At 71.2% G+C, this 20,086-nt stretch carries 14 protein-coding genes; 7 read left to right on the forward strand and 7 right to left on the reverse strand.

The features are described 5' to 3' along the window. The first annotated feature begins 79 nt into the window (after positions 1-79). The 6 genes from H7F53_RS03220 to uvrC all read left to right on the forward strand — a co-directional run bounded on the left by H7F53_RS03220 (position 80) and on the right by uvrC (position 6,386). Positions 80-679, forward strand: coding sequence for a methyltransferase family protein (locus H7F53_RS03220; RefSeq protein WP_185678035.1), 600 nt, complete (start codon positions 80-82; stop codon positions 677-679). Positions 680-945: 266 nt separating this feature from the next. Continuing rightward, a complete protein-coding gene (locus H7F53_RS03225; protein ID WP_185678036.1) occupies positions 946-2,133 on the forward strand; it encodes a glycosyltransferase family 2 protein in 1,188 nt (395 codons plus the stop codon). Positions 2,134-2,342: 209 nt separating this feature from the next. Further along, positions 2,343-3,116: a hypothetical protein gene (locus tag H7F53_RS03230; protein WP_185678037.1), complete on the forward strand. Its 774-nt coding sequence runs from the start codon at positions 2,343-2,345 to the stop codon at positions 3,114-3,116. A 6-nt stretch (positions 3,117-3,122) separates the two neighbouring features. Next, complete coding sequence (locus H7F53_RS03235) at positions 3,123-3,740, forward strand: L,D-transpeptidase family protein (RefSeq protein WP_185678038.1); 618 nt, start codon at positions 3,123-3,125, stop codon at positions 3,738-3,740. Between the two features lie 92 nt (positions 3,741-3,832). Then, positions 3,833-4,357: a CAP domain-containing protein gene (locus tag H7F53_RS03240; RefSeq protein ID WP_185678039.1), complete on the forward strand. Its 525-nt coding sequence runs from the start codon at positions 3,833-3,835 to the stop codon at positions 4,355-4,357. Positions 4,358-4,436: 79 nt separating this feature from the next. Then, entirely contained in the window at positions 4,437-6,386 is a 1,950-nt protein-coding gene (uvrC, locus tag H7F53_RS03245; protein WP_185678040.1) for an excinuclease ABC subunit UvrC, read from the forward strand. A gap of 42 nt (positions 6,387-6,428) precedes the next feature. Here uvrC and H7F53_RS03250 read toward each other — a convergent pair whose 3' ends face one another. From H7F53_RS03250 to H7F53_RS03265, 4 genes are all read right to left on the reverse strand, one after another. Beyond that, positions 6,429-7,268: a cupin domain-containing protein gene (locus H7F53_RS03250; protein ID WP_185678041.1), complete on the reverse strand. Its 840-nt coding sequence runs from the start codon at positions 7,266-7,268 to the stop codon at positions 6,429-6,431. Next, positions 7,265-8,476, reverse strand: coding sequence for a GNAT family N-acetyltransferase (locus H7F53_RS03255; protein WP_246438451.1), 1,212 nt, complete (start codon positions 8,474-8,476; stop codon positions 7,265-7,267). Before H7F53_RS03255 ends, H7F53_RS03250 begins: the two co-directional genes overlap by 4 nt. A gap of 255 nt (positions 8,477-8,731) precedes the next feature. Further along, positions 8,732-12,220: a transcription-repair coupling factor gene (gene mfd, locus H7F53_RS03260; RefSeq protein WP_185678042.1), complete on the reverse strand. Its 3,489-nt coding sequence runs from the start codon at positions 12,218-12,220 to the stop codon at positions 8,732-8,734. Positions 12,221-12,383: 163 nt separating this feature from the next. Continuing rightward, complete coding sequence (locus H7F53_RS03265; RefSeq protein WP_185678043.1) at positions 12,384-12,659, reverse strand: FAD assembly factor SdhE; 276 nt, start codon at positions 12,657-12,659, stop codon at positions 12,384-12,386. Positions 12,660-12,747: 88 nt separating this feature from the next. On the opposite strand from H7F53_RS03265, the gene recG reads away from it, so the two are divergent. Next, complete coding sequence (recG, locus tag H7F53_RS03270; RefSeq protein WP_185678133.1) at positions 12,748-14,808, forward strand: ATP-dependent DNA helicase RecG; 2,061 nt, start codon at positions 12,748-12,750, stop codon at positions 14,806-14,808. A gap of 16 nt (positions 14,809-14,824) precedes the next feature. Here recG and H7F53_RS03275 read toward each other — a convergent pair whose 3' ends face one another. The 3 genes from H7F53_RS03275 to H7F53_RS03285 form a co-directional block, all read right to left on the reverse strand. Next, the gene (locus H7F53_RS03275; protein ID WP_185678044.1) at positions 14,825-15,337 is read right to left on the reverse strand and encodes a PilZ domain-containing protein; all 513 of its coding nucleotides are present in this window, start codon (positions 15,335-15,337) and stop codon (positions 14,825-14,827) included. A gap of 71 nt (positions 15,338-15,408) precedes the next feature. Next, positions 15,409-19,068, reverse strand: coding sequence for a hypothetical protein (locus tag H7F53_RS03280; RefSeq protein WP_185678045.1), 3,660 nt, complete (start codon positions 19,066-19,068; stop codon positions 15,409-15,411). Then, positions 19,065-20,033 (reverse strand): hypothetical protein, encoded by a 969-nt coding sequence (locus H7F53_RS03285; RefSeq protein WP_185678046.1) that lies wholly within the window; start codon positions 20,031-20,033, stop codon positions 19,065-19,067. Before H7F53_RS03285 ends, H7F53_RS03280 begins: the two co-directional genes overlap by 4 nt. Positions 20,034-20,086 lie beyond the last annotated feature (53 nt).

A 20,086-nucleotide genomic window follows, 5' to 3' on the forward strand; every position in this document is an offset into this window, starting at 1 on the left:
CCGCAGCATATACCCGATGTTAAGGCTGCTTCGTCGATAACTCGCTGCGCCCCCGGGATGGGCGGCCATGGAGTGATCGATGAGCGCCTACCTGAACGATGCCACGCTGCTGCGGATAGTGTTCACGACGATTGCGATCGTGCCCTTCGGCTTGTTCGCCAGCGCGGGCATCTGGCATTTCGGCGGCAAGCAGAAGAGCGGTACGGCGGTCGTCTCGATCGCCTCTGTGGTCGGCTTCGTCGCCATGCTGACGGCGCTCTGGTCGGCCGAGGGTTTCACCTTCACCGTCATTCCGGGGCTGGTGCTGCAACTCGGCTCGGCTTTCCTGTTCGGCTGGTCGGTCGGCACCTCGGGTCAGCGTACCCTTAGTCTCGCCTACAGTCCGAACTGCTCGCCGCGACTGGTTACCGAAGGGCCCTATGCCGTGGTGCGCCATCCCTTCTACACCAGCTACATCCTCTACTGGCTGGGCAATGCCCTGGTTGCGCCGACGCCCTACACCATCGGTTCGGCCGCCACGCTGGTGCTGATCTACCTCCACGCCTCGCGCGGTGAGGATGCCTTCCTGACCCAGCGCTTCGGCGACGAGTTCGTGCAGTGGCAGCGCCGCACGGGCGCCTTCTTCCCGAAGCTGGCGCGCTTCGACAACACCGCGCTCGAATCCCGCCAGTCGCGCTGATCCGCCATCAGGGTTGGGGCAGGGCCGCTGCGGTCCGGCCGCGCTATGGCAGGGTGCCGACCTGTCCCAAACCCCTTGGCCTCGTCCCGGGCAGACTGCTAGGGCAAGGACTGGGTATCGCCAGGACCGCGCAGGGCCGGGCGGAAGCGGGAGTAGAGTGATGAGCATGCCGGGAGCTGTCCGGATCAGCGGCGGGCAGGGCAGGGCTTTCGCCTCGGCCCTATCGCGGTTTGCGCCGGGCTGGCCCGCGAGGGCGGGATCGCCCGATGATCGCTGAGGCCTGGCTGTGGCTCGGTTGGCTGCTGGCTGTCCCGCCGCTGGTGGCTCTGGCGATCTTCGTCGCCGAAGTGGCCATGGGGCTTGCGGCAGCCCGCTCCGAACCGGCGGCGCTATCGGTGCCCTCCCGCATCGCCATCCTGATTCCCGCGCACAACGAGGCGGCCAGCATCGCCGCGACCGTGGCCGGGCTGCGCGACGCGGCGCCGGCCGGCACCCGCATCCTGGTGGTGGCCGACAACTGCACGGACCAGACTGCCGCGCTGGCGCGTTCGGCCGGGGCCGAGGTGACCGAGCGCAGCCATGCCACGCTGCGCGGCAAGGGCTATGCCCTGGCTCATGGCCGCGACGTGCTGGCGCTGGATCCGCCCGAGGTCGTGCTGATCGTCGATGCCGATTGCGAACTGACGCCTGGATCGGTCGAGCAACTCGCTGCCGCAACCCGCAGCGGCGTGCCGGCCCAGGCCGAAAACCTGCTCCTGCCCGATCTGACCGCTCCGGCGCTGGTGCAGATCTCGAGCTTCGCCCTGCTGGTCAAGAACCTGGTGCGGTCACGCGGGATGACCCGAATGGGCGGCTGCGCGCTGCTGACCGGCACCGGCATGGCCTTTCCCTGGCCGGTTTTCGCTGCTGCCCCTCTGGCGACATCGGACATCGCCGAAGACCTTGGCCTGACGATCACGCTGGCGGGACAGGGCATCCGGCCCCGGCTCGTCACCCAGGCCGGCGTGCGCAGCCGGGCCGCGTCGCTCCGCGACAGCGCCGCCCAGCGGCGCCGGTGGGAGCACGGGTTCCTTGGCAATGCCCGCAAGCATGCCCTGCCCACGCTGTGGCGGGGCCTCACCCAGCCTTCGCGCGTGCTCGTCGCGCTTGGGCTGCACCTCATCGTTCCACCGCTGGCCCTGCTGTTCCTCGCCGCTGGCGCGATCGAGCTGGTGCTGCTGGCCGGCGGCGCGCTGACCCAGGTCTGGACCCCGGCACTGGGGCTGGCGGCCGGGCTGGTGGCGGCGATCGTGTTCACGGCGCTGGCCTGGCTGCGCTTCGGACGGTCCACGCTGGCCTTCGCGGCCCTGCTGCAGGCTCCGCTCTACGTGCTCTGGAAAATCCCCACCTACATCGGCTTTTTCAAATCGCGGCAGGTGACCTGGGAGCGCACGCGGCGCGCCGGAGAAGACTGATGCACTCGGTACGGCCTGTGCCGCCAAACCCACAAACATCTGAAATTGCGATGACGTGAGCCACCCTAGGGTAAAGTTTACACTCTTTTGGTTTCAATGGCCTCTAATGGAACGCTAGGCGAACGAGGCCATAGCTCGGGTTCAGTCATGCCAGGCAAGAGGGGGCGGGAATGCGGATGCTGATCCGCCCATTGCGGCGGAAGGGCCGAATGGCAGCCCGCTGGTTGGAGCAGCGGCGCGGCCGTGAGCTTGCGCTGCTGCTGCTCTTGCTCATGGTGTTCCCGTTGGGCTGGACCCTGTTTCCCACGACGGTAGCCGGTCTCGCCCAGGCGTGGCAGGATCCGTTCCGTCTGATGGCGCTGCGCTCGCCCGGGCCGCGCGACCGCGGTGCGATGTACAACATCAAGACCCAACGCCTCGCTGCCCGCGACCGCGAGGACCCGGTTCCCGGTCTGACCGACGTGTTCCCGCGCGAGCGGGTCCTGGCGGTCACCCGCGAGCGCCCCGGGCTGGTCGATCCGGCCGATGCCGGGCAGTTCGCCGGTGATCCGTTCGGCGGGGTGGGTCCCCTGGCCTTGGGCGGGGCCGATCCGGGTCTGGCGCTGCCCCTGCCGGCGATTGCTCCGCTGTCGTCAGGCCCGACCATACCGGGGCTAGGTCCCCTGGCATTGATCCCTGGCGGGGGCGGCGGCGACGATGGGCTGGTTCCGACCACCCCGACGGTCCCGACAACGCCGACCGTGCCGGCCGGGCCGACCACGCCGATCGCGCCGACCGCGCCGATCGGCGGGACCGACCCGACCGGCGGGACCGGCGGGACCGGCGGCACCGACCCGAACGGCGGCACCGGCACGACGCCGGGCGGCACCTCTGCCATTCCCGAGCCGCAGACCTGGTTGACCACGATCCTCGGTCTGTTCCTGGTTGCCGCTGGCTTGCGCCGCCGCACCGCCCGCGGTCTGGCCCGTCCCGCGCTGGCCTGACCGCCGATGCGGCGCGCCCCGCTTGTCGCGCTTGGCATCCTGGCCCTGGGCCTTGCCGCCCTGGGCTGGACGTGGTGGCCGGCGGCCCGTCCGGCGCCCGCCCCGGCGCCACCGGCAGCGTCCTCCGCCGGATCGAACCGCGTGGTCTACCCGCCCGGGCACCGGCCTGCCGTCGTCCTGACCCCGCAGCGGCGCGAGCCGATCCGCTCGATCCTTAACCTGCGGCAGCCGATGCACTTCGGCCAATGGGTATGGGACGAGCGCGGCATTCCGGCCGGACCGGTGTGGATCAGGGTCGACCTGACCGCCCAGATCCTCTCGGTGTTCCGCGGCGGGGACGAGATCGGCAGCACCGTCGTGCTTTACGGCGCAGCCGACAAGCCCAGTCCAGCCGGAGTGTTCCCGGTGCTGCGCAAAGCGGCGGAATACCGGTCGCGCACCTACGATGCCGACATGCCCTTCATGCTCCAGCTCACCGCCGACGGCGTGGCGATCCACGGTGCAGAGGTGCGTCGCGGCGCGGCCACCCATGGCTGCATCGGCGTGCCGGTGGACTTCGCTCGGCGACTGTTCGGCGCGGTGACCCGGGGTGATCTGGTGCTGATCCAGGGCGCCGCCAGCTAAGCCCGCGTTAACCACCTGCGCTAACCAGGACCTGCAACCGAACGCTGACCTGACTGCGCGATACCTGCCGGGACAAGGCAGGTATCGCGCACATGGTCCGTTTTCCGCACAAGGCTCTGCTGGCTGCCGCCGCCCTCGCGCTGGGCGCCCCGGCACTGCTCGGCAGCACCAGCTTCGATGGCGGGTTCGAGCAGCGGGTGCTCGCGGCCCACAATCTCGAGCGCTCGCGCATGGGCGTCGGCCCCTTGCGCTGGAACCCGCGTCTTGCCGACAATGCCCAGCGCTGGGCTGACTATCTTGCCGCCACCGGGCGGTTCGAGCACGCTCCGGAAAACCGCCTGAACCCGGAAGGCGAGAACCTTTGGGCCGGCACCCGCAGCTATTTCACCCCCGAGGCCATGGTCGATGCCTGGGTGCGCGAGAAGCGCCATTTCCGCCCCGGCGTGTTTCCCAACAACAGCCTGACCGGGCAGGTCGAGGACGTCGGCCACTACACCCAGCTGATCTGGCGCGCGACCGGCGAGGTCGGCTGCGCACTGGCGCGCGGGCGCCAGGAGGACGTGCTGGTCTGTCGCTATGCCGAGGCCGGCAACTGGAAGGGCGAGCGCCCGCTCTAGGCTCGCCCTGGCCGACCGGGCAGCGGGTAACCCGCTCAGCCCCCTCCCAATCCGGGCGGCGATCGCCTATCTGCCCCCCATGACACGCACGCCGGCCGGTTCCCCGTCTTCGCCCCAGGGCGCCGAGCGCTTCCACGAGGAGCGCGCCGCCACGACCGTGCGGGGCAGCGAGCAGCCCGATCTCGAGCGCGGGGTGGCGGCGATCCGCGAGACGGTCGCCACCTTGCCGACCCGTCCCGGGGTTTACCGCATGCAGGATGCCCGCGGCGACGTGCTCTACGTCGGCAAGGCGCGGGTGCTGCGCAACCGCGTGGCCAACTACACCCAGGTCGAGCGGCTGCCGCTGCGGTTGCAGCGCATGGTCAGCCAGACGCGGGGCATGACCATCGTCACCACCAACAGCGAAGCCGAGGCGCTGCTGCTCGAGGCGCAGCTGATCAAGCGCTTCCGGCCACCCTACAACGTGCTGCTGCGCGACGACAAATCGTTCCCCTTCATCCTGCTGCGCGCCGATCATGCCTATCCGCGGATCACCAAGCACCGCGGCGCGCGCAAGGCCGAGGGGAACTACTATGGGCCCTTCGCCAGCGCCGGATCGGTCAACACCACGATCAACGCGTTGCAGAAGCTGTTCCTGCTGCGCTCGTGCACCGACAGCTTCTTCAGCCGCCGCGACCGGCCCTGCCTGCTCTACCAGATCAAGCGCTGCTCGGCCCCCTGCGTCGGGCGGATCGACGAGGCCGGCTATGCCGAGCTGGTCGGCGAGGCCAAGGACTTCCTCGGCGGGCGCTCGTCGGCGGTGCAGCGCAAGATCGAGGCGCAGATGCAGGAGGCGGCCGAGGCGCTCGATTTCGAGCGCGCGGCCATGCTGCGCGACCGGCTGCGCGCTGCCACCTTCATCCAGGGCAGCCAGGCGATCAACGCGGAAGGGCTCGACAGCGCCGATATCTTCGCGCTCGCGGCCAAGGGCGGGCAGATCGCGATCCAGGCCTTCTTCATCCGCGGCGGGCAGAACTGGGGGCATCGGGCCTTCTTCCCGACCCACACCGAGGGCCTCAGCGAGGCCGAGGTGCTGTCCGCCTTCCTCGCCCAGTTCTACGAGGAGGTGCCGCCGCCGCGGGTATTGCTGCTCGACCGCGACCTGCCCGAGGCCGAACTGCTCGCCGAGGCGCTGCGCCCGGCCGCCGGCGGCAAGGTCGAGATCGCGGTGCCCCAGCGCGGCGATCGCCGGCGGCTGATCGACCAGGCCAGTCGTAACGCGGTGGAGGCGCTTGACCGGCGCCTGGCCGAAAGCGGCACCAAGGCGCGCACTCTGCGCGAGGTGGCCGAATTCCTTGAGCTGCCCGAGGTGCCGCAGCGCATCGAGGTCTACGACAACAGCCACATCCAGGGCACCAATGCGCTCGGCGCGATGATCGTCGCCGGGCCCGAGGGGTTCCTCAAGAACCAGTACCGCAAGTTCAACATCAAGCGCGCCGAGACCCAGCCGGGCGACGACTTCGCGATGATGCGCGAGGTCATGGCGCGGCGGTTCGGGCGCGCGGTGAGCGAGGATCCCGACCGCGAGGGCGGGACCTGGCCCGACCTGGTGCTGATCGACGGCGGCAAGGGCCAGATGAGCGCGGTGCGCGCGGTGATCGAGGAACTGGGGATCGAGGACTTGCCGCTGATCGCCATAGCCAAGGGCCCGCACCACGGGCGCGAGGGGCGCGAGGTGTTCCACTTCCCCGACGGCCGCGAAAAGACCCTGCCGGTCAATAGCCCGGTCCTGTTCTATCTCCAGCGGCTGCGCGACGAGGTGCACCGCTATGCGATCGGCGCGCACCGCGAGAAGCGCAGCCGGGCGATCACCGCCAGCCCGCTTGACGAGATCCCCGGCATCGGTCCGGCCCGCAAGCGTGCGCTGCTCCTTCATTTCGGCACGGCCGGGAAGGTCCGTGCTGCCTCGCTGGAGGATCTCCGCCGCGTTCCCGGCGTCAGCGCCGCGGTCGCCCAGACCGTTTACGACTTCTATCACCCCGGCGGCTGAGCCGCGCCGCAGCGCAGCACTCGCCGAAGCGGAGGGTGCGGCTCAGCGCCGCCCGGTCAGCCGGGCATAGGCCCGCCAGGCCAGGGCCTTGCCGCGGTTGGTCGCGGGCCAGCGGCCCGGCCGCCGCGGCGTAAGGCCCCAGCGCCGCAGCACCCCGTTGAACGCCCGGGCATCGGCCTCGGCGAAGGACCAGTCCGAACGCCAGGTGATCGATAGCGAGACCGAGGGCTCGGGCCCGTTGCGTACGAAATGCGGGGCCATCACCGGCACGAACAGCGCTTCGCCCGGAGCCAGTGGAAACTCGGTGCCACCCTCCAGCAGCGCGTCGTGCCAGGTCAGCTCGCGCCCGCCGCCGACGTGGTAGGTCTCGTGCACCTCGTCGGGGGCGTAGCGCGGGTTTCCTGCAGGAAACTGCGTCATCACCTTGGTCCCGCGGACCTGCAGCAGGATGTTGTGCTCCGGATCGAAATGGTAGGGCGTGACCCCGCCCGGCGAGGTGATGAAGATGAAGCCCTGCAGCTTCAGCATCGCCCCGGTGCGCGGCTCGATTGTCGCGCGCAGCTCGGCCAGCAGGCCGTGCAGCAGGTCGCGGTAGGCGGGCACCTGCTCGATGTTCTTGAGCGCGGCCCACGAGCCGGTCTGCTCGATCCGCCGGATGGTCTCGCCGATCGGGATGCCGGTCGGATCGGGCTTGCCATTGATCCCGATTGGCAGGTCCGCGAAGTTGTATTCGATCGAGGCCGGCGGCAGCGCCTCGGCCAGCTCGGCGAGGGCGTCGAGCTCGAGCAGCGGGTGCGCGCCCAGGGCGTGGGCCAGCGTGTGCGGCACCTCGGGGTAGTGGGCGGCGAAGGTGGCCAGGCTGGCCGGCGGGAATACGGTCATGCAGGGTCTCCGGCAGGGGCCATGCCCCCTTCGAGGGACGGGCCGGGGGCCGTGGTGCCGCCCTCGGCGCGGGCCAGCAGACGGAAGGCACCGCGCCGCAGCCGACCGCCGATCGCGATCGAGAGGCGGCCGATCGCCCGGCGCTCGCGCCACAGGTGATCGATCATCGGGTGGTCCTCGGCGGCGCAGCTGTCGCACCAGGCGATCTGCGGATCGTCGAGCAGGGCCAGGTTCTCGCGCTGCAGCAGGACCCCGGGCGAGTAGCGGGCATAGCGCTCGTCGAAAGCGGTCTTGTACGAGAAGGCGCCGGGCGCGGCGAGAAAGGTCGCCAGCAAAGCGATCGGCACGCCGTCGAGCGCCAGGGTCAGCCGCTCCAGCCGCCCCTGCATCGCCGCCTCGCGCAGCGCCAGCTCGAACAGGGAGCGCGTCGCCGGATGGCTGGCCAGGGCCGAGCCCGCGCGCCCCTTCCAGCCGGCCTGCTCGAGCGCCAGAAAGGCGGCAATCCAGCCTTCGATCCCCACCGCATCGCGCTGCCGGGTGATGGCGAGCTCGCCCAGCTCGGACAGGCGGGCATGCTGACGGCGCAGCTCCTTGCGCTTCTTGCCGCTCAGTGCGCCGTCGAGATAGTCTGCGGGGCTGCTGGCGGACTGGAGCAGGGCGCGCTCTTCGCGGTGGACCAGCGCAGCCTGCCGGCCCTGCGCGGCGCAGACCGCGGCCAGCGCGGCGCAGACCGGGCTGGCGAGCGGAAGGCCCGCCAGGTGCAGGAACAGCCCGGTCCCGGCGGTCCGGTCAAGGTGGGCCAGCAGGGCCGTCCAGACTTCGGCCTCGTGCCCGCGCGCGATCAGCGGCAGTCCGACGAAGGCATTGGCATGCAGCCAGCCGCGCCAGTGCGGCAGGGGATGGCCGTAATAGCGCCGTTCGAGGGCCAGCGGCAGCAGCCCCAGCCATTCGCCGGCGCGTTCGATCACCAGCAGGGTGACGCGTCCGCCAGGATCGAGCGCGGCGAGCGAGGGGAGCAGGTACCACGGTTCAAAAAAGGGGTTGGGCTCGGCCGCGGACGCGACCAGGCGCTCCCATTGCCGTCGCGCTGCCGGTCCGCTGGCCTCGGCCCGCGCGACGGCCATGGCCCGCAGGGTGCCCGCCGGCGCCGCCGGGCTGGCGTCGCGCGGCAGCCGATCGGCGGCGGCAGGGCTGGCGGCAGTGGCCAAACGTGATCCTTACAGCGGCGGCCCGGGGCCGGTTCCGGCTGCGGTGTAGCGCGACAGGCACAAAGGAAACGCTAACAGGGGTGGGTTCTCAGGACCAGCCTTGTTCCGGGTCAGGCCCGGGACCACGGGGGGGTAACGGGCGAGGGCCGATCTGCCGGGGCTGGACGGTTTCCATGGGGCTGACAAGGTTCAGCCATCCCATGACACCAACGTCGTCCCGGGCTCGACCCGGGACAACGCTTCTTCTTCTCGTCCCTAGCGCGCCTTGCGGGCGATCTGCGACAGGCCCTTGGTCAGCTGGAACAGGCCGTGCAGCCGCGCCTTGGGGTCACCCCACACGCGGGTCACCACCAGCTTGTTGTCGGGCCGCAGCTTGACCGTGCCCTCCAGCCGCTGGGCATAGGCCACCAGCCCCATCGGATCGGGGAAACTGTCGTTGTGGAAGGTCACCAGCGTGCCCTTCGCGCCCACGTCGATCTTGGCGATGTTGGCGTCGATCGCCTGGCGCTTGATCTCGATCAGGCGGATCAGGTTGGCGGTCGGGCCGGGCAGGGGGCCGAAGCGGTCGATCATCTCGGCCGACAGGCTCTCGATCTCCTGGCTGTCCTCGGCATCGTTGAGGCGGCGGTAGAGCGCCATGCGCACCGCCAGGTCGGGCACGTAGTCTTCGGGAATCATGATCGGCGCATCGACCGTGATCTGCGGGCTCAGGCTGTTGCGTTCGCGCGCCAGCCCCATCTCGCCGGCCTTGGCCGCCAGGATCGCGTCCTCGAGCATCGACTGGTACAGCTCGAAGCCGACCTCGCGGATATGGCCCGATTGCTCGTCGCCCAGCAGGTTGCCGGCGCCGCGGATGTCAAGATCGTGGCTGGCGAGCTGGAAGCCCGCGCCGAGGCTGTCGAGATCGCTCAGCACCTTCAGCCGTTTTTCGGCCACCTCGCTCAGCTGGGTGTCGGCCGGCGTGGTGAGATAGGCATAGGCGCGCAGCTTGGCCCGCCCGACCCGTCCGCGCAGCTGGTAGAGCTGGGCCAGCCCGAAGCGGTCGGCGCGGTGGATGATGATCGTGTTGGCGCTGGGAATGTCGAGCCCGCTTTCGACGATCGTGGTGCTCAGCAGCACCTCGTACTGCTTTTCGTAGAAGGCGCTCATCCGTTCTTCCACCTCGGTCGGGCTCATCTGCCCGTGGGCGGTGACGAAGCGGACCTCGGGCACGGTCTTGTGGAGCCACTGCTCCACCTCGGCCATGTCAGCGATGCGCGGGACGACGATGAAGCTCTGCCCGCCGCGGTGATGCTCGCGCAGCAGCGCCTCGCGCATCACCATGTCGTCCCATTCCATCACGTAGGTCCGCACCGCCAGCCGGTCGACCGGGGCGGTCTGGATGGTGGACAGCTCGCGCAGCCCGCTCATCGCCATCTGCAGCGTGCGCGGGATCGGTGTGGCGGTGAGGGTGAGGACGTGGACGTCGGCGCGCAGCTGCTTGAGCCGCTCCTTGTGGGTTACCCCGAAGCGCTGCTCTTCATCAACGATAACAAGGCCGAGCCGCTTGAACTTGACCGTCTTCGACAGGATCGCATGGGTGCCGATCACCACGTCGACGGTGCCGTCGGCCAGGCCCTCGCGGGTCGCCCTGGCCTCCTTGTCGGTGACCAGCCGCGACAGCCGGCCCACTTCCAGCGGGAAGCCGCCGAAGCGCTCCTTGAAGTTGGCGTAGTGCTGGCGGGCGAGCAGCGTGGTCGGGGCGATCACCACCACCTGCTGCCCGGCCATGGCCGCGACAAAGGCGGCGCGCAGCGCCACCTCGGTCTTGCCGAAGCCGACATCGCCGCAGACCAGCCGGTCCATCGGCTTGCCCGAGCCGAGATCGTCGAGCACGTCCTCGATCGCGCGCTCCTGGTCCTCGGTCTCGTCCCAGGGGAAGCGGTCGACGAAGGGGCCATAGGAATGCTCGTCGGGGAGCAGCGCCGGGGCCTGCCGCAGCGCGCGCGCTGCGGCCACCTTGAGCAGTTCGTGCGCGATCTCGCGGATGCGTTCCTTGAGGCGCGAGCGCCGCTTCTGCCAGGCCTCGCCGCCCAGCCGGTCGAGCGCCACCAGTTCGCTGTCGCTGCCATAGCGCGAGAGCACCTCGAGGTTTTCGACCGGGATGTAGAGCTTGTCGCCGCCGGCATAGACCAGCATCACGCAGTCGTGCGGGCTCTGGCCGACCGGGACCGACTGGAGCCCCTCGTAGCGGCCGATGCCGTGTTCCATGTGGACCACCAGGTCGCCCGGGGTCAGCGCGGCCAGCTCGGCGAGGAAGGCGTCGGCGCTCTTGCGGCGCTTCTTGCGGCGGACCAGCCGGTCGCCCAGGATGTCCTGCTCGGTCACCACCTCAAGATCGGCGGTGCTGAACCCGGTCTCGAGCGGCAGGACCGTGGCGACCGGGCTGCCCTTGGCCGCCAGGCCGAGCGCCTCCTGCCACGAATCGGCGATCACCGGAGCGGGCCGCGCCGCCTCGCCGAGAATCGCGGCGAGCCGGGCGCGGCTGCCGGGGGTATAGGCGGCGATGATCGCCTTGCGGCCGCGCTGCGCCTGCGCGGTGAGGTATTGCGCCGCCGCCTCGTAGACATTGTCGCCGCGGGCCCGCTCGGGTGCGAAATCGCGGCCCGAGGCGAAGCCGAAATCGACCACGCTGGCGCTTTCCGGCTGGGCGAACAGGTCAGTGCGGTGGATCGGCCGGCCCGCGAGCTGGGCATCAAGCTCGCCGCGGGTCAGGTAGAGCGCGGTAGGCGCGAGCGGGCGGTAGGCGCCCGCTGCCTTGCCGGTCGTCTCGGTGCGGCTGGCGTGATAGTCGGTGATGTCGCCCAGGCGCTCGTCGGCGGCACCCAGCGCCGCGGTATCGATCAGGACGATGTCGTCCCGCCCGAGATGGTCGAACAGGGTGCTCAGCCGCTCCTCGAACAGCGGGAGCCAGTGCTCCATGCCGGCCAGCCGCCGCCCGTCGCTGACGGCCTGGTAGAGCGGATCGGCCGTGGCATTGGCGCCGAAGGTTTCGCGATACCGCGTGCGGAAGCGCTTGACCGTGTCGTCGTCGAGCAGCGCTTCGCTGGCGGGGAGCAGAAGATGTTCGGGCACCTCGCCGGTCGAGCGCTGGGTATTGGCGTCGAACAGGCGCAGGGTCTCCAGCTCGTCGCCGAAGAAGTCGAGCCGCAGCCCGCCCTCGAGCCCCGAGGGATAGATGTCGAACAGCGATCCGCGCACGGCATATTCGCCGGCATCGGCCACGGTGTCGGTGCGCGAATAGCCCTGGCGCTGGAGCAGCGCGATCAGGCTCTCGCGGCCGATCTCCATGCCCGGCTTGAGCAGGCGCACACCCTCGCGGATGCGGAAGGGCGTGAGCACCCGCTGGAGCACCGCGTTGATCGTGGTGACCAGCACCTGCGGTCCGGCTGCGGCCTGCTGCAGCCGGTGCAGCGCGGCCAGCCGCCGCGCGCTGATCGACAGGGCCGGGCTGGCCCGGTCGTAGGGCAGGCAGTCCCAGGCGGGGAACTCGATCACCTCGAGCTCGGGCGCGAAGAAGGCCGCGGCCTCGCCGATCGCGCGCATCGCGCCCTCGTCCGCGGCGATGAACACGGCCCGCCCCCCCGAGGCCGATCCATGGGCCCCCCGCGCCAGGTCCGCCAGCACCAGCGGCTGCGCCCCCCGCGCCACCGAGGCGAGGGTCAGCGGGGTCGTGGCGGCGAGCAGGCGGGACAGGTCGGGCATGGGTCTGGAAGTCGGTCGCTTGAGTGTGGTTCCGTCGGGCGGGGCCTGCGCGTGGGCTTCGACAGGCTCAGCCCGAGCGGGCGTTGAGTGGCATCAGATGAAACAGGATCCGCTCAGCCTGAGCCTGTCGAAGGCCATGCGCCAACGCTGGCCCCGACACCGTTCACCGCGGAATGTCGACGTAATCGAGCACCTGCATCCGCGCCATCAGCGGCCCGGCATAGTGCTCCGGCACAGGGATCGTTCCCAGCGCCCAGCCCATGATCTCGACGTCCTCCTCCTCGATCAGGGCTTCGAACCAGGCCAGTTCCGCCTCTCCCCACTCGGCATGGAAGCGGTCGAAGAAGCAGCCGATCATGTAGTCCGCCTCGCGGGTGCCGCGATGCCAGGCGCGGAACTGCAGGCGCTTGAGGCGGGGATCGTCGCTGTGGTCATCCATGCCCGGCGCGCTACCGGATGGCGGGGCCAAGATCAACGCGACACGTTGGAATATGGCCAATCGGCCCGGACGCGGTATGAGACTGCCCATGCGTCCCGAGCGGCTCAATCCCCTGTTCGCCGAAACCGATGGCCTCAAGGGCGTCGGACCCGGCCTGCGCCGCCCGCTCGAGCGGCTCGGGCTGCGGCGGGTCAAGGACATCGCCTATCACCTGCCCGACCGCTTCGTGCATCGCCGGGTGGTGGCCAACCTGGACGAGGCCGGAGTGGGCGAGCAGGTGATCGTCGCACTGACCCCGCGCGACTACCGCTCGGGCGGCAGCCCGCGCGCCCCGTTCCGGGTCCTGGCCGAGGATGCGGCGGGCAATGTCTGCGCGCTGACCTATTTCGGCCGCAACGCCGGCTGGGCCAGGAAGCAGCTCCCGCTGGGCGAACCGCGCTGGATCGCCGGGCGGCTCGACCAGTTCGGCCAGACGCTGCAGATCGTCCACCCCGATCACGTCGCCGATCAGGGCGCCGCGGCGCTGGGCACGGTGTGCGAGCCGGTCTATCCGGTGGCCGAGGGCCTGACCCAGACGCGCATGGCGGCGCTGGCGCAGCAGGCGCTGGCGCTGGCCCCGGAGCTGCCGGAATGGATCGAGCCGGGCCTGCTCGCGCGGACCGGCTGGCCCGATTGGAAGGCCGCGCTGCAGGCGTCCCACCGCGGCGAGGACAAGGCCGCGCGCGACCGGCTGGCCTATGACGAGCTGCTCGCCAACAGCCTTGCGCTGCTGCTGGTGCGCGACAGCAACCGCACCCGCGTCGGCACCCCGCTGCAGGGCGATGGCCGCCTGCGGGGCAAGCTTGCCCTGCCGTTCGGCCTGACCGGGGCCCAGCGCCGCGCGATCGCCGAGATCGAGGCTGACCTCGCCCAGACCGCGCCGATGCTGCGGCTGCTCCAGGGCGATGTCGGCGCGGGCAAGACCGTGGTCGCGCTCGAGGCCATGCTGATCGCGGTCGAGGCCGGCGCCCAGGCGGCGCTGCTCGCCCCGACCGAGATCCTCGCCCGCCAGCACCACGCCACGCTCAGCCGCATGGCCTCGGGCACCGGGGTGACGATCGCCCTGCTGACCGGCCGCGACAAGGGCCGGGCGCGCGAGGCGATCCTGATGGGACTGCTCGACGGCTCGATCGACATCTGCGTCGGCACCCACGCGATCTTCCAGGACAGCGTCGCCTATCGCCATCTGGCGCTGGTGGTGATCGACGAGCAGCACCGCTTCGGCGTCGGCCAGCGGCTAATGCTGACCCAGAAGGGCAAGCGCACGCCGCACTGCCTGGCGATGACCGCCACCCCGATCCCGCGCACGCTGACCTTGGCGCAGTACGGCGAGATGGACGTCAGCCGGCTCGACGAGATGCCGCCCGGTCGCCAGCCAATCGACACCCGCGTGGTCTCGGTCGAGCGGACCGGCGACGTGGTCGAGGCTCTCGCGCGTCATTTCGAGAGCGGTCAGCAGGCGTACTGGGTCTGCCCGATGGTGCGCGAGAACGAGAACGAGGATCTGGCTGCGGCCGAGGCCCGCTTCGCGGCGTTGCAGGACCGTTTCGGAGACGGTGTGGTGCTGGTGCATGGCCAGCTCAAGCCCGAGCTCAAGGACGCGGCGATGGAGCGCTTCGCCGGCGGGCGCGCGAAGCTGCTGGTCGCCACCACGGTGATCGAGGTCGGGGTCGACGTGCCCAATGCCACGCTGATGGTGATCGAACAGGCCGAGCGCTTCGGCCTGGCCCAGCTGCACCAGCTGCGCGGACGGGTCGGCCGCGGCTCGGAGAAGTCAACTTGCCTGCTGCTACGCGGCGAGAGCCTGTCGGAAACCGCGCGCGAGCGGCTGGCGCTGATGCGCGAGACCCAGGATGGCTTCCGTCTCGCCGAGGAAGACCTGCGGCTGCGCGGCGGCGGTGAACTGCTCGGCACGCGCCAATCGGGCGAGGCGGCGTTCAATGTCGCCACGCTCGAGCAGATCACCGAACTGCTGCCGATCGCCCATGACGATGCCCGCCTGCTGGTCGAGCGCGACGGCGGGCTGACCGCGCCGCGGGGCGAGGCCGCCCGGCTGCTGCTCTATCTGTTCGAGCGGGACTACGGGGTGCAGTTGCTGCGCGGCGGCTGACGCCGGAACCTCGGGATCAGGCCAGCAGTTCGGCCGCGCCGAACAGCCCGGCCCACAGGGCCCCGCTGCTGCCGACGATGATCGCCGCTCGGGCGAGGCGCGGATACTTGGGATAGCGCTCCGGCGTGGCCGCGCGCTCCGCCGTGACGACCGGTTCCGGCGCGGTGACGGTGGCGGGCGCCGGCTCGGGCCGACGCAGCGCCGGCGGAACGGTGCGGAGCAGGGCCGCGCTCACCGCCGCGCGGGTCACCGGCGTGGCGAACTGGCAGCCGACGAAAGTGCCGCTGGTCCACACCACCTGCGCCTCGGTCGGTCCGGCTTCGGGCAGGTCGATGTCGATCACCGTGCCGATGTCCAGCGGTTCGGGCGTTTCGAGCAGCAGCCCGGTTTCCGACATGTCGCGGATTACCGTAGCGATCGCGCCGGTGCTGGGTGCCAGCACGGCGGCATCGAGATGCAACTTGCGCCGCTCGGTGGCGCGCGCCTCGAGGGGGGCCAAATTGGTTTGCCGGGTCGAAAGCCATGCCATGCGCGTGATCCTTTGCGCCAGCATGCCGCCTCACCGGTTAAGGAAGTCTTCACGAAGCCGGTTGTGGGCCCCTAGGGCGTACCGGTGGGTTCGCGGGCCTGCAGATGCAGATCGAGCCGCTGCCCCGCGCCATCGCGACCGATCGTCACCGCCGGTTCCCCGACCAGCTGGATCTTGAGCCGTTCGGCCTGGCCGGGATCAAGCGCCAGCCGGTAGGGCCCCGGCACGACCTTCTCGAACCAGAACGACCCGTCCGACCCGGTCCGGGTGCGGGCGGCGGGCCGTCCGCCCGGGTCGAGCAGCAGCACGATCACCCCGGAGACGCCGCGCTCGCCTTCGGCGGTGCGGAAATAGGCGGTGCCGTCGAGCTCGCCCAGCGCCCGGACCGGGAAGGATTCGACGTGGATCCGGCCCGGCCGGGGCGACAGCTCGATCCCCTCGCTGACCGGGGCGAGATTGATGTCAGGCAGGCTGTCGGCATCGATCCGCACGCTGGTGCGGGCACCGTCGCCCAGCTTGCCGAGCAGCACGTGCCCGGCCGCGTCGGTTGCCTGGTTCTCGCTGCCGGCGAAGAAGCGCACATCGCCCAGCGGCGGCTCGCCGGGGCTGAAGCGGCCATCGCCATCGAGGTCGCGGAAGGCATGGAGGGCGATCGCCCCGCCGCTGGCCAGCCCGGTCTGGCTCATGAACAGGCGCCCGTCGAGCGGATTGCGGCCAAGGCTGAAGCTGACCCGCAGCATCGCGGTGTACTGCGCCGGGCGGGTGGAGTAGGCACCGTCGAGCGCCACCGCGAAGCGCGGGAAGCGGTGGATCGCCGAGAGGCCGAAACGGTCCTGCCCGGCCTCGAACATGTGCGCCGCCGTGGCGGTGAGCGTGGTGTCGGGGCCGATGCGGCGGTCGACCTGCACCGCGGCCGAGGCGATCCGGCTCCGCGGGGTCAGCTCGTAGCCCAGGCTGGCGCGCAACTGGGTGCTGCGGCGCGCGAGCGAGGCGAGATCGAAGGCTCCGCGCAGCTGCGTGGTCGTGCCGAACAGCGGCTGGCTGGTGCGGTTGAACTCGAGCAGGTTGGACAACTGCAGGCCGCGCGACAAGGGCAGGGTCTGGTTGAGCGACCCGGTTAGCACGCGGCGTCCGTCGGCGAAGGCGAGGTTGCGCACCAGCCCGTTGGTGGGCAGACTGAGCCCGGCGGCGCCCAGGCGAAGCGCGCCGTTGAAGGCCAGTTCGGTGGCCCGGCGCAGCGGCTGATCGCTGAACGCGCGGACCTCGTCGACGAAGCGGCCGCCGTATTCGGCATGGTTGAGCGTCACGCTGAACCCGCCCAGCTTGCGCGCCAGCCCCAGGCCGAGCGCCCGCCCGGCGCCGTCGCTCAGCCCAAGGTCGAGCTTGACCGCAAAGCCCGCGAAACCGCTGCGCAGCCCGCCGGTGGCAAGCCAGTGGCGCGCTCCGAACCGCTCGTACCAGGCCGCGCCGAGCGCGCCGGTGAGCCCTCCGCTCAGGCCGTACTGCGCTTCGGCCGTGGCGCGGAGCGATCCGTCGTCGGCGCCCGGCTGGTAGTCGCGGCCCTGCAGGTTGAACAGGGTGCGGTTCTTCTGCACCGCGCTGGCGGCATAGACCAGCTCGCCCGCGCCGATCCGGCCATCGCCCACGCTGATCTGCCGCACGGTCTCGCGGCGCTGGCCCTGCGGGCCGTAGAGCACCACCCGGAACACATTGAGCCCGAACTCGACCGGCACGTTGAGGAAGCGGTATTGCCCATTGTCCGGGCCACTGGCCGAATCGATCAGAATGTTGTTGCGATAGAGTTCGGCTTCGAAGCCATCGGGCATGTCGCCGCGCAGCTCGATCCGGTCGAACACCGAGGCCCGCTCGAGCGGGGCATTGCCGAGGAACAGCCCGCGCCCCGCCACGCTGGCCGGGCCCATTGCCAGCGGGGTCGAGGTGACGTCGCCCAGCCCGAAGGCGGTCGCTCCGAGCGGGCCGAGCAGCCCCCCGTCGGGATCGCGCCGGCCCAGCTCGAGCCGCGCAGCGGTCAGGCCGTTCTGGCTGTCGCCGCTGACGAAGGCACGTGCGGTCAGCCAGGCGAAATCGCCGGCCAGCCTGAGGTCGGCCTCGCTGCGGGTGCCGCGGGTGGTGTCGGAGGCAAGGCGCCATTCGCTGTCGAGCAGCGGCAAGTCGAGCGCCCGCCACGGCGTCGCCACCTTGGGAAAGCCCCGCCCGTCACGCCGCTGCAGGCGGCCCCTCAGCTGCTCGCGCGCGGTTTCGCGGGCAAGGCGCTGCTCGAAGGGGAAGGGCACGCGGGTCTGGACCGTCACCGTCTGGCTGCGCAGGTTGGGGGTGAGTGTCAGCGGGAACAGGTCGCCGAAACGCTCGGCCCGCAGATAGAGTTCGCCGTCGAAGGCCACAGCGTCGCCCGGCGCCAGTTTGCGGGTCTGGCCGTCGATGGTGACCGTACCCTCGCGCAGGTTGAGCGTGATCGTGCGGGTGGGATCGATCGCCCAGCCGGTGGCATAGCGTCCGCCGTCGCTGACCGTGACCGCCAGATCGAGAAAACGCGCGATCTCGCCCAGCGGCAAATAGGGGATGCCGCCCTGGGTGTAGGCGATGATCGTGCCGGTCAGCTCGTTACGGGCCGTGGCGATCTCGAGGATCAGCTCGTCATCGTCGGCAAAGCCCGCGACCGGCTCGGCCGCCCGAACCAGCCCGTCACCGCCGCGCGGCACCGGCGTGCCGGCGACCGGGACGGCGGTGATGGGGGCAGTCGCTGCAGGAGCGGCCGGGGTGTTCGCGGCGACCGCCGCGGTGGGTTCGGGCATCGGCGCCGCGGGCGTGGTCGCTGCGGCCGTCGCGGGAGGGGCGGGCGCGGCTGGAGCCGGGGGCGCGACCGGGTCGGACTGGGCAGCTGCCAGTGGTGCGGGCGGCAGCGTGGCGGCGGCGTCCGGATGCGCTGGGCTCGGGGTCGGCCCAGAGGCGGGCGGCTCGGCTGCGGGCCGGGGCAAGGGGGCATTGTCGTTGGCCGGCGGGGCAGCGGCCGGGAGCGTGAGCGGGGATGGGGGCGGGGGCTCGGCCGGAGCCGCCCGGTGCTCCGCATCCGCCAGCCCGAGCAGCGGCTCGCGCGGCTGGACCACGCCGGCGAGGCCCTGGAGGCTGGGCACCTCCGCCGCCGCCGCCGGGCGGGGCGGGGCTGAGGGTGCGGGCGCGGCTGCGAGGGGCGGATCCGGCTCCGAAGCGGCAGCGGGGGCCGTCGGCGGCCCATCGGGTGCGAGCGGAGGCAAGGCCAGCGCCGCGATCCGGTCAGTGCGCGTGGCCGGCCGGGCAACGGCACCGGGCTCAGGCGCGCCTGGCTCGGCCCCCGGCGACGGGACAGGGGGCGGCTGGACGTCAGGCGCGGGGAGAGCGGGAGGCTGGAGCGCGTCGTTCGCGGCAACCAGCGTGGCGCTACGGCGCGGGCGGCCAACCACCAGTCCACGCAGCGAACTGTCGGCGGGCGGGCCGGTCCAGCGGCGCGGCGCGCCGGTTGTCGGGCGCGGTGCCAGAGGAGGGCGCAGACCGGGCGCCGGCTGCGGAGCCGGCTTGGCCCTGTCCGCTGTAACGGCGGGCGCCTGCGCCCCATCCAGCCCCGCGCGCCGGGCCGGTTCCGCCTCGCGCCCACAACGTTCGACCAGCAGCAGCAGGCTGGCCGAAATCACCGCCCCGCCGACACGCAGGGCGGCGCGGCGGCGGTGCGGGTTCACGGTAGGACGAAGTCCTGCTTGGCCAGCACCTTGCCCGGTGCGGTGTCATCGTCGGTGTAGGTCGCGGTCAGGCGGGCACCGCGCACCAGCAGGCGCGGATCGGCCTTGGGGTTGAGCGGCACCTGCACACTGCGGCTGTCGACTTCGGTGTAGACCCCCACGCCGAGCACTTCGGCCACTGGCACCTTGCTGCCGGCCATGGTGATGCGGATGTCGCCAAAGGCCGAGCGGGTTCCGGCACGGGTGATGGTCAGGTTGATCGTCCGCCCGGCCGGTCCCTCGCCCAGCGCCAGGTCCTTGAGACCGACCGCCAGCGTGGTCTCGCCGACGCGGACGATCACCGGGATCGAAATGCCGAACCGCGGCACGATCCGCACACCGATCCCCTGGCTCGGCGCGGTGCCGGTGGCGCTGTCGATGCTGAGCGCGTCGGCGGCAGGCGGGGCCGAGACGATGGTGAAATGCGAGCGATACTCGCCCGGGGCGAGGCCGGGCGGGACGCGGACCATCACGCGCACGGTCTGCGCCTCGCTGCCGCCCAGCGCGACCCGGCGCGGCGACCAGCGCAGCATCGCCGCAGCCGAACGCAGCCGGGCACGGGCGGCTGGGTCGGTCACTGCATCGAACTCGAGCAGGTTGCCTTCGGGGGTCATCAGCTTGTCACCCACGGCGATGTCGTACTCGCCAGGGCTGGCGCTGCGGTTGTAGAGCCCGATCGTGGCCAGCCGGTTGCGGTCGTCGATCACCAGCCGCTTGGGATAGATGTTGACGTCGCCCATGCCGCCGACCGAGCCGGCCGGCGGGGTCGCCGCCGCTGCGGCGGACGCGGGCGGGGATGCCGGTTGGGCGTGCGCGCCATTCGTCACGCCGAGGCCTGCGGCGATCAGCCACCCAAACAGGGGCCGCCCGAGCAGGGCGAGCCCGGACCCCAGGCGCGGCTCAGGGCAGTGTGGTGAGCTGGACATGGGCCTCCGCTGTCGGTGCAAAACGATCCGATCGGACGAGGCTATGGGAAATC

It is taken from the genome of Novosphingobium piscinae (assembly GCF_014230355.1).
GTDB lineage: Bacteria > Pseudomonadota > Alphaproteobacteria > Sphingomonadales > Sphingomonadaceae > Novosphingobium > Novosphingobium piscinae.

Excerpts from the sequence above, each read along its gene's own strand:
- H7F53_RS03265 (WP_185678043.1), bottom strand. The coding sequence starts at position 12,659 with ATGGATGACCACAGCGACGATCCCCGCCTCAAGCGCCTGCAGTTCCGC.
- H7F53_RS03250 (WP_185678041.1), bottom strand. The coding sequence starts at position 7,268 with ATGACCGTATTCCCGCCGGCCAGCCTGGCCACCTTCGCCGCCCACTAC.
- H7F53_RS03230 (WP_185678037.1), top strand. The coding sequence starts at position 2,343 with ATGGCAGCCCGCTGGTTGGAGCAGCGGCGCGGCCGTGAGCTTGCGCTG.
- H7F53_RS03225 (WP_185678036.1), top strand. The coding sequence starts at position 946 with ATGATCGCTGAGGCCTGGCTGTGGCTCGGTTGGCTGCTGGCTGTCCCG.
- H7F53_RS03220 (WP_185678035.1), top strand. The coding sequence starts at position 80 with ATGAGCGCCTACCTGAACGATGCCACGCTGCTGCGGATAGTGTTCACG.
- H7F53_RS03285 (WP_185678046.1), bottom strand. The coding sequence starts at position 20,033 with ATGTCCAGCTCACCACACTGCCCTGAGCCGCGCCTGGGGTCCGGGCTC.
- mfd (WP_185678042.1), bottom strand. The coding sequence starts at position 12,220 with ATGCCCGACCTGTCCCGCCTGCTCGCCGCCACGACCCCGCTGACCCTC.
- H7F53_RS03235 (WP_185678038.1), top strand. The coding sequence starts at position 3,123 with ATGCGGCGCGCCCCGCTTGTCGCGCTTGGCATCCTGGCCCTGGGCCTT.
- H7F53_RS03240 (WP_185678039.1), top strand. The coding sequence starts at position 3,833 with ATGGTCCGTTTTCCGCACAAGGCTCTGCTGGCTGCCGCCGCCCTCGCG.
- H7F53_RS03275 (WP_185678044.1), bottom strand. The coding sequence starts at position 15,337 with ATGGCATGGCTTTCGACCCGGCAAACCAATTTGGCCCCCCTCGAGGCG.
- uvrC (WP_185678040.1), top strand. The coding sequence starts at position 4,437 with ATGACACGCACGCCGGCCGGTTCCCCGTCTTCGCCCCAGGGCGCCGAG.
- recG (WP_185678133.1), top strand. The coding sequence starts at position 12,748 with ATGCGTCCCGAGCGGCTCAATCCCCTGTTCGCCGAAACCGATGGCCTC.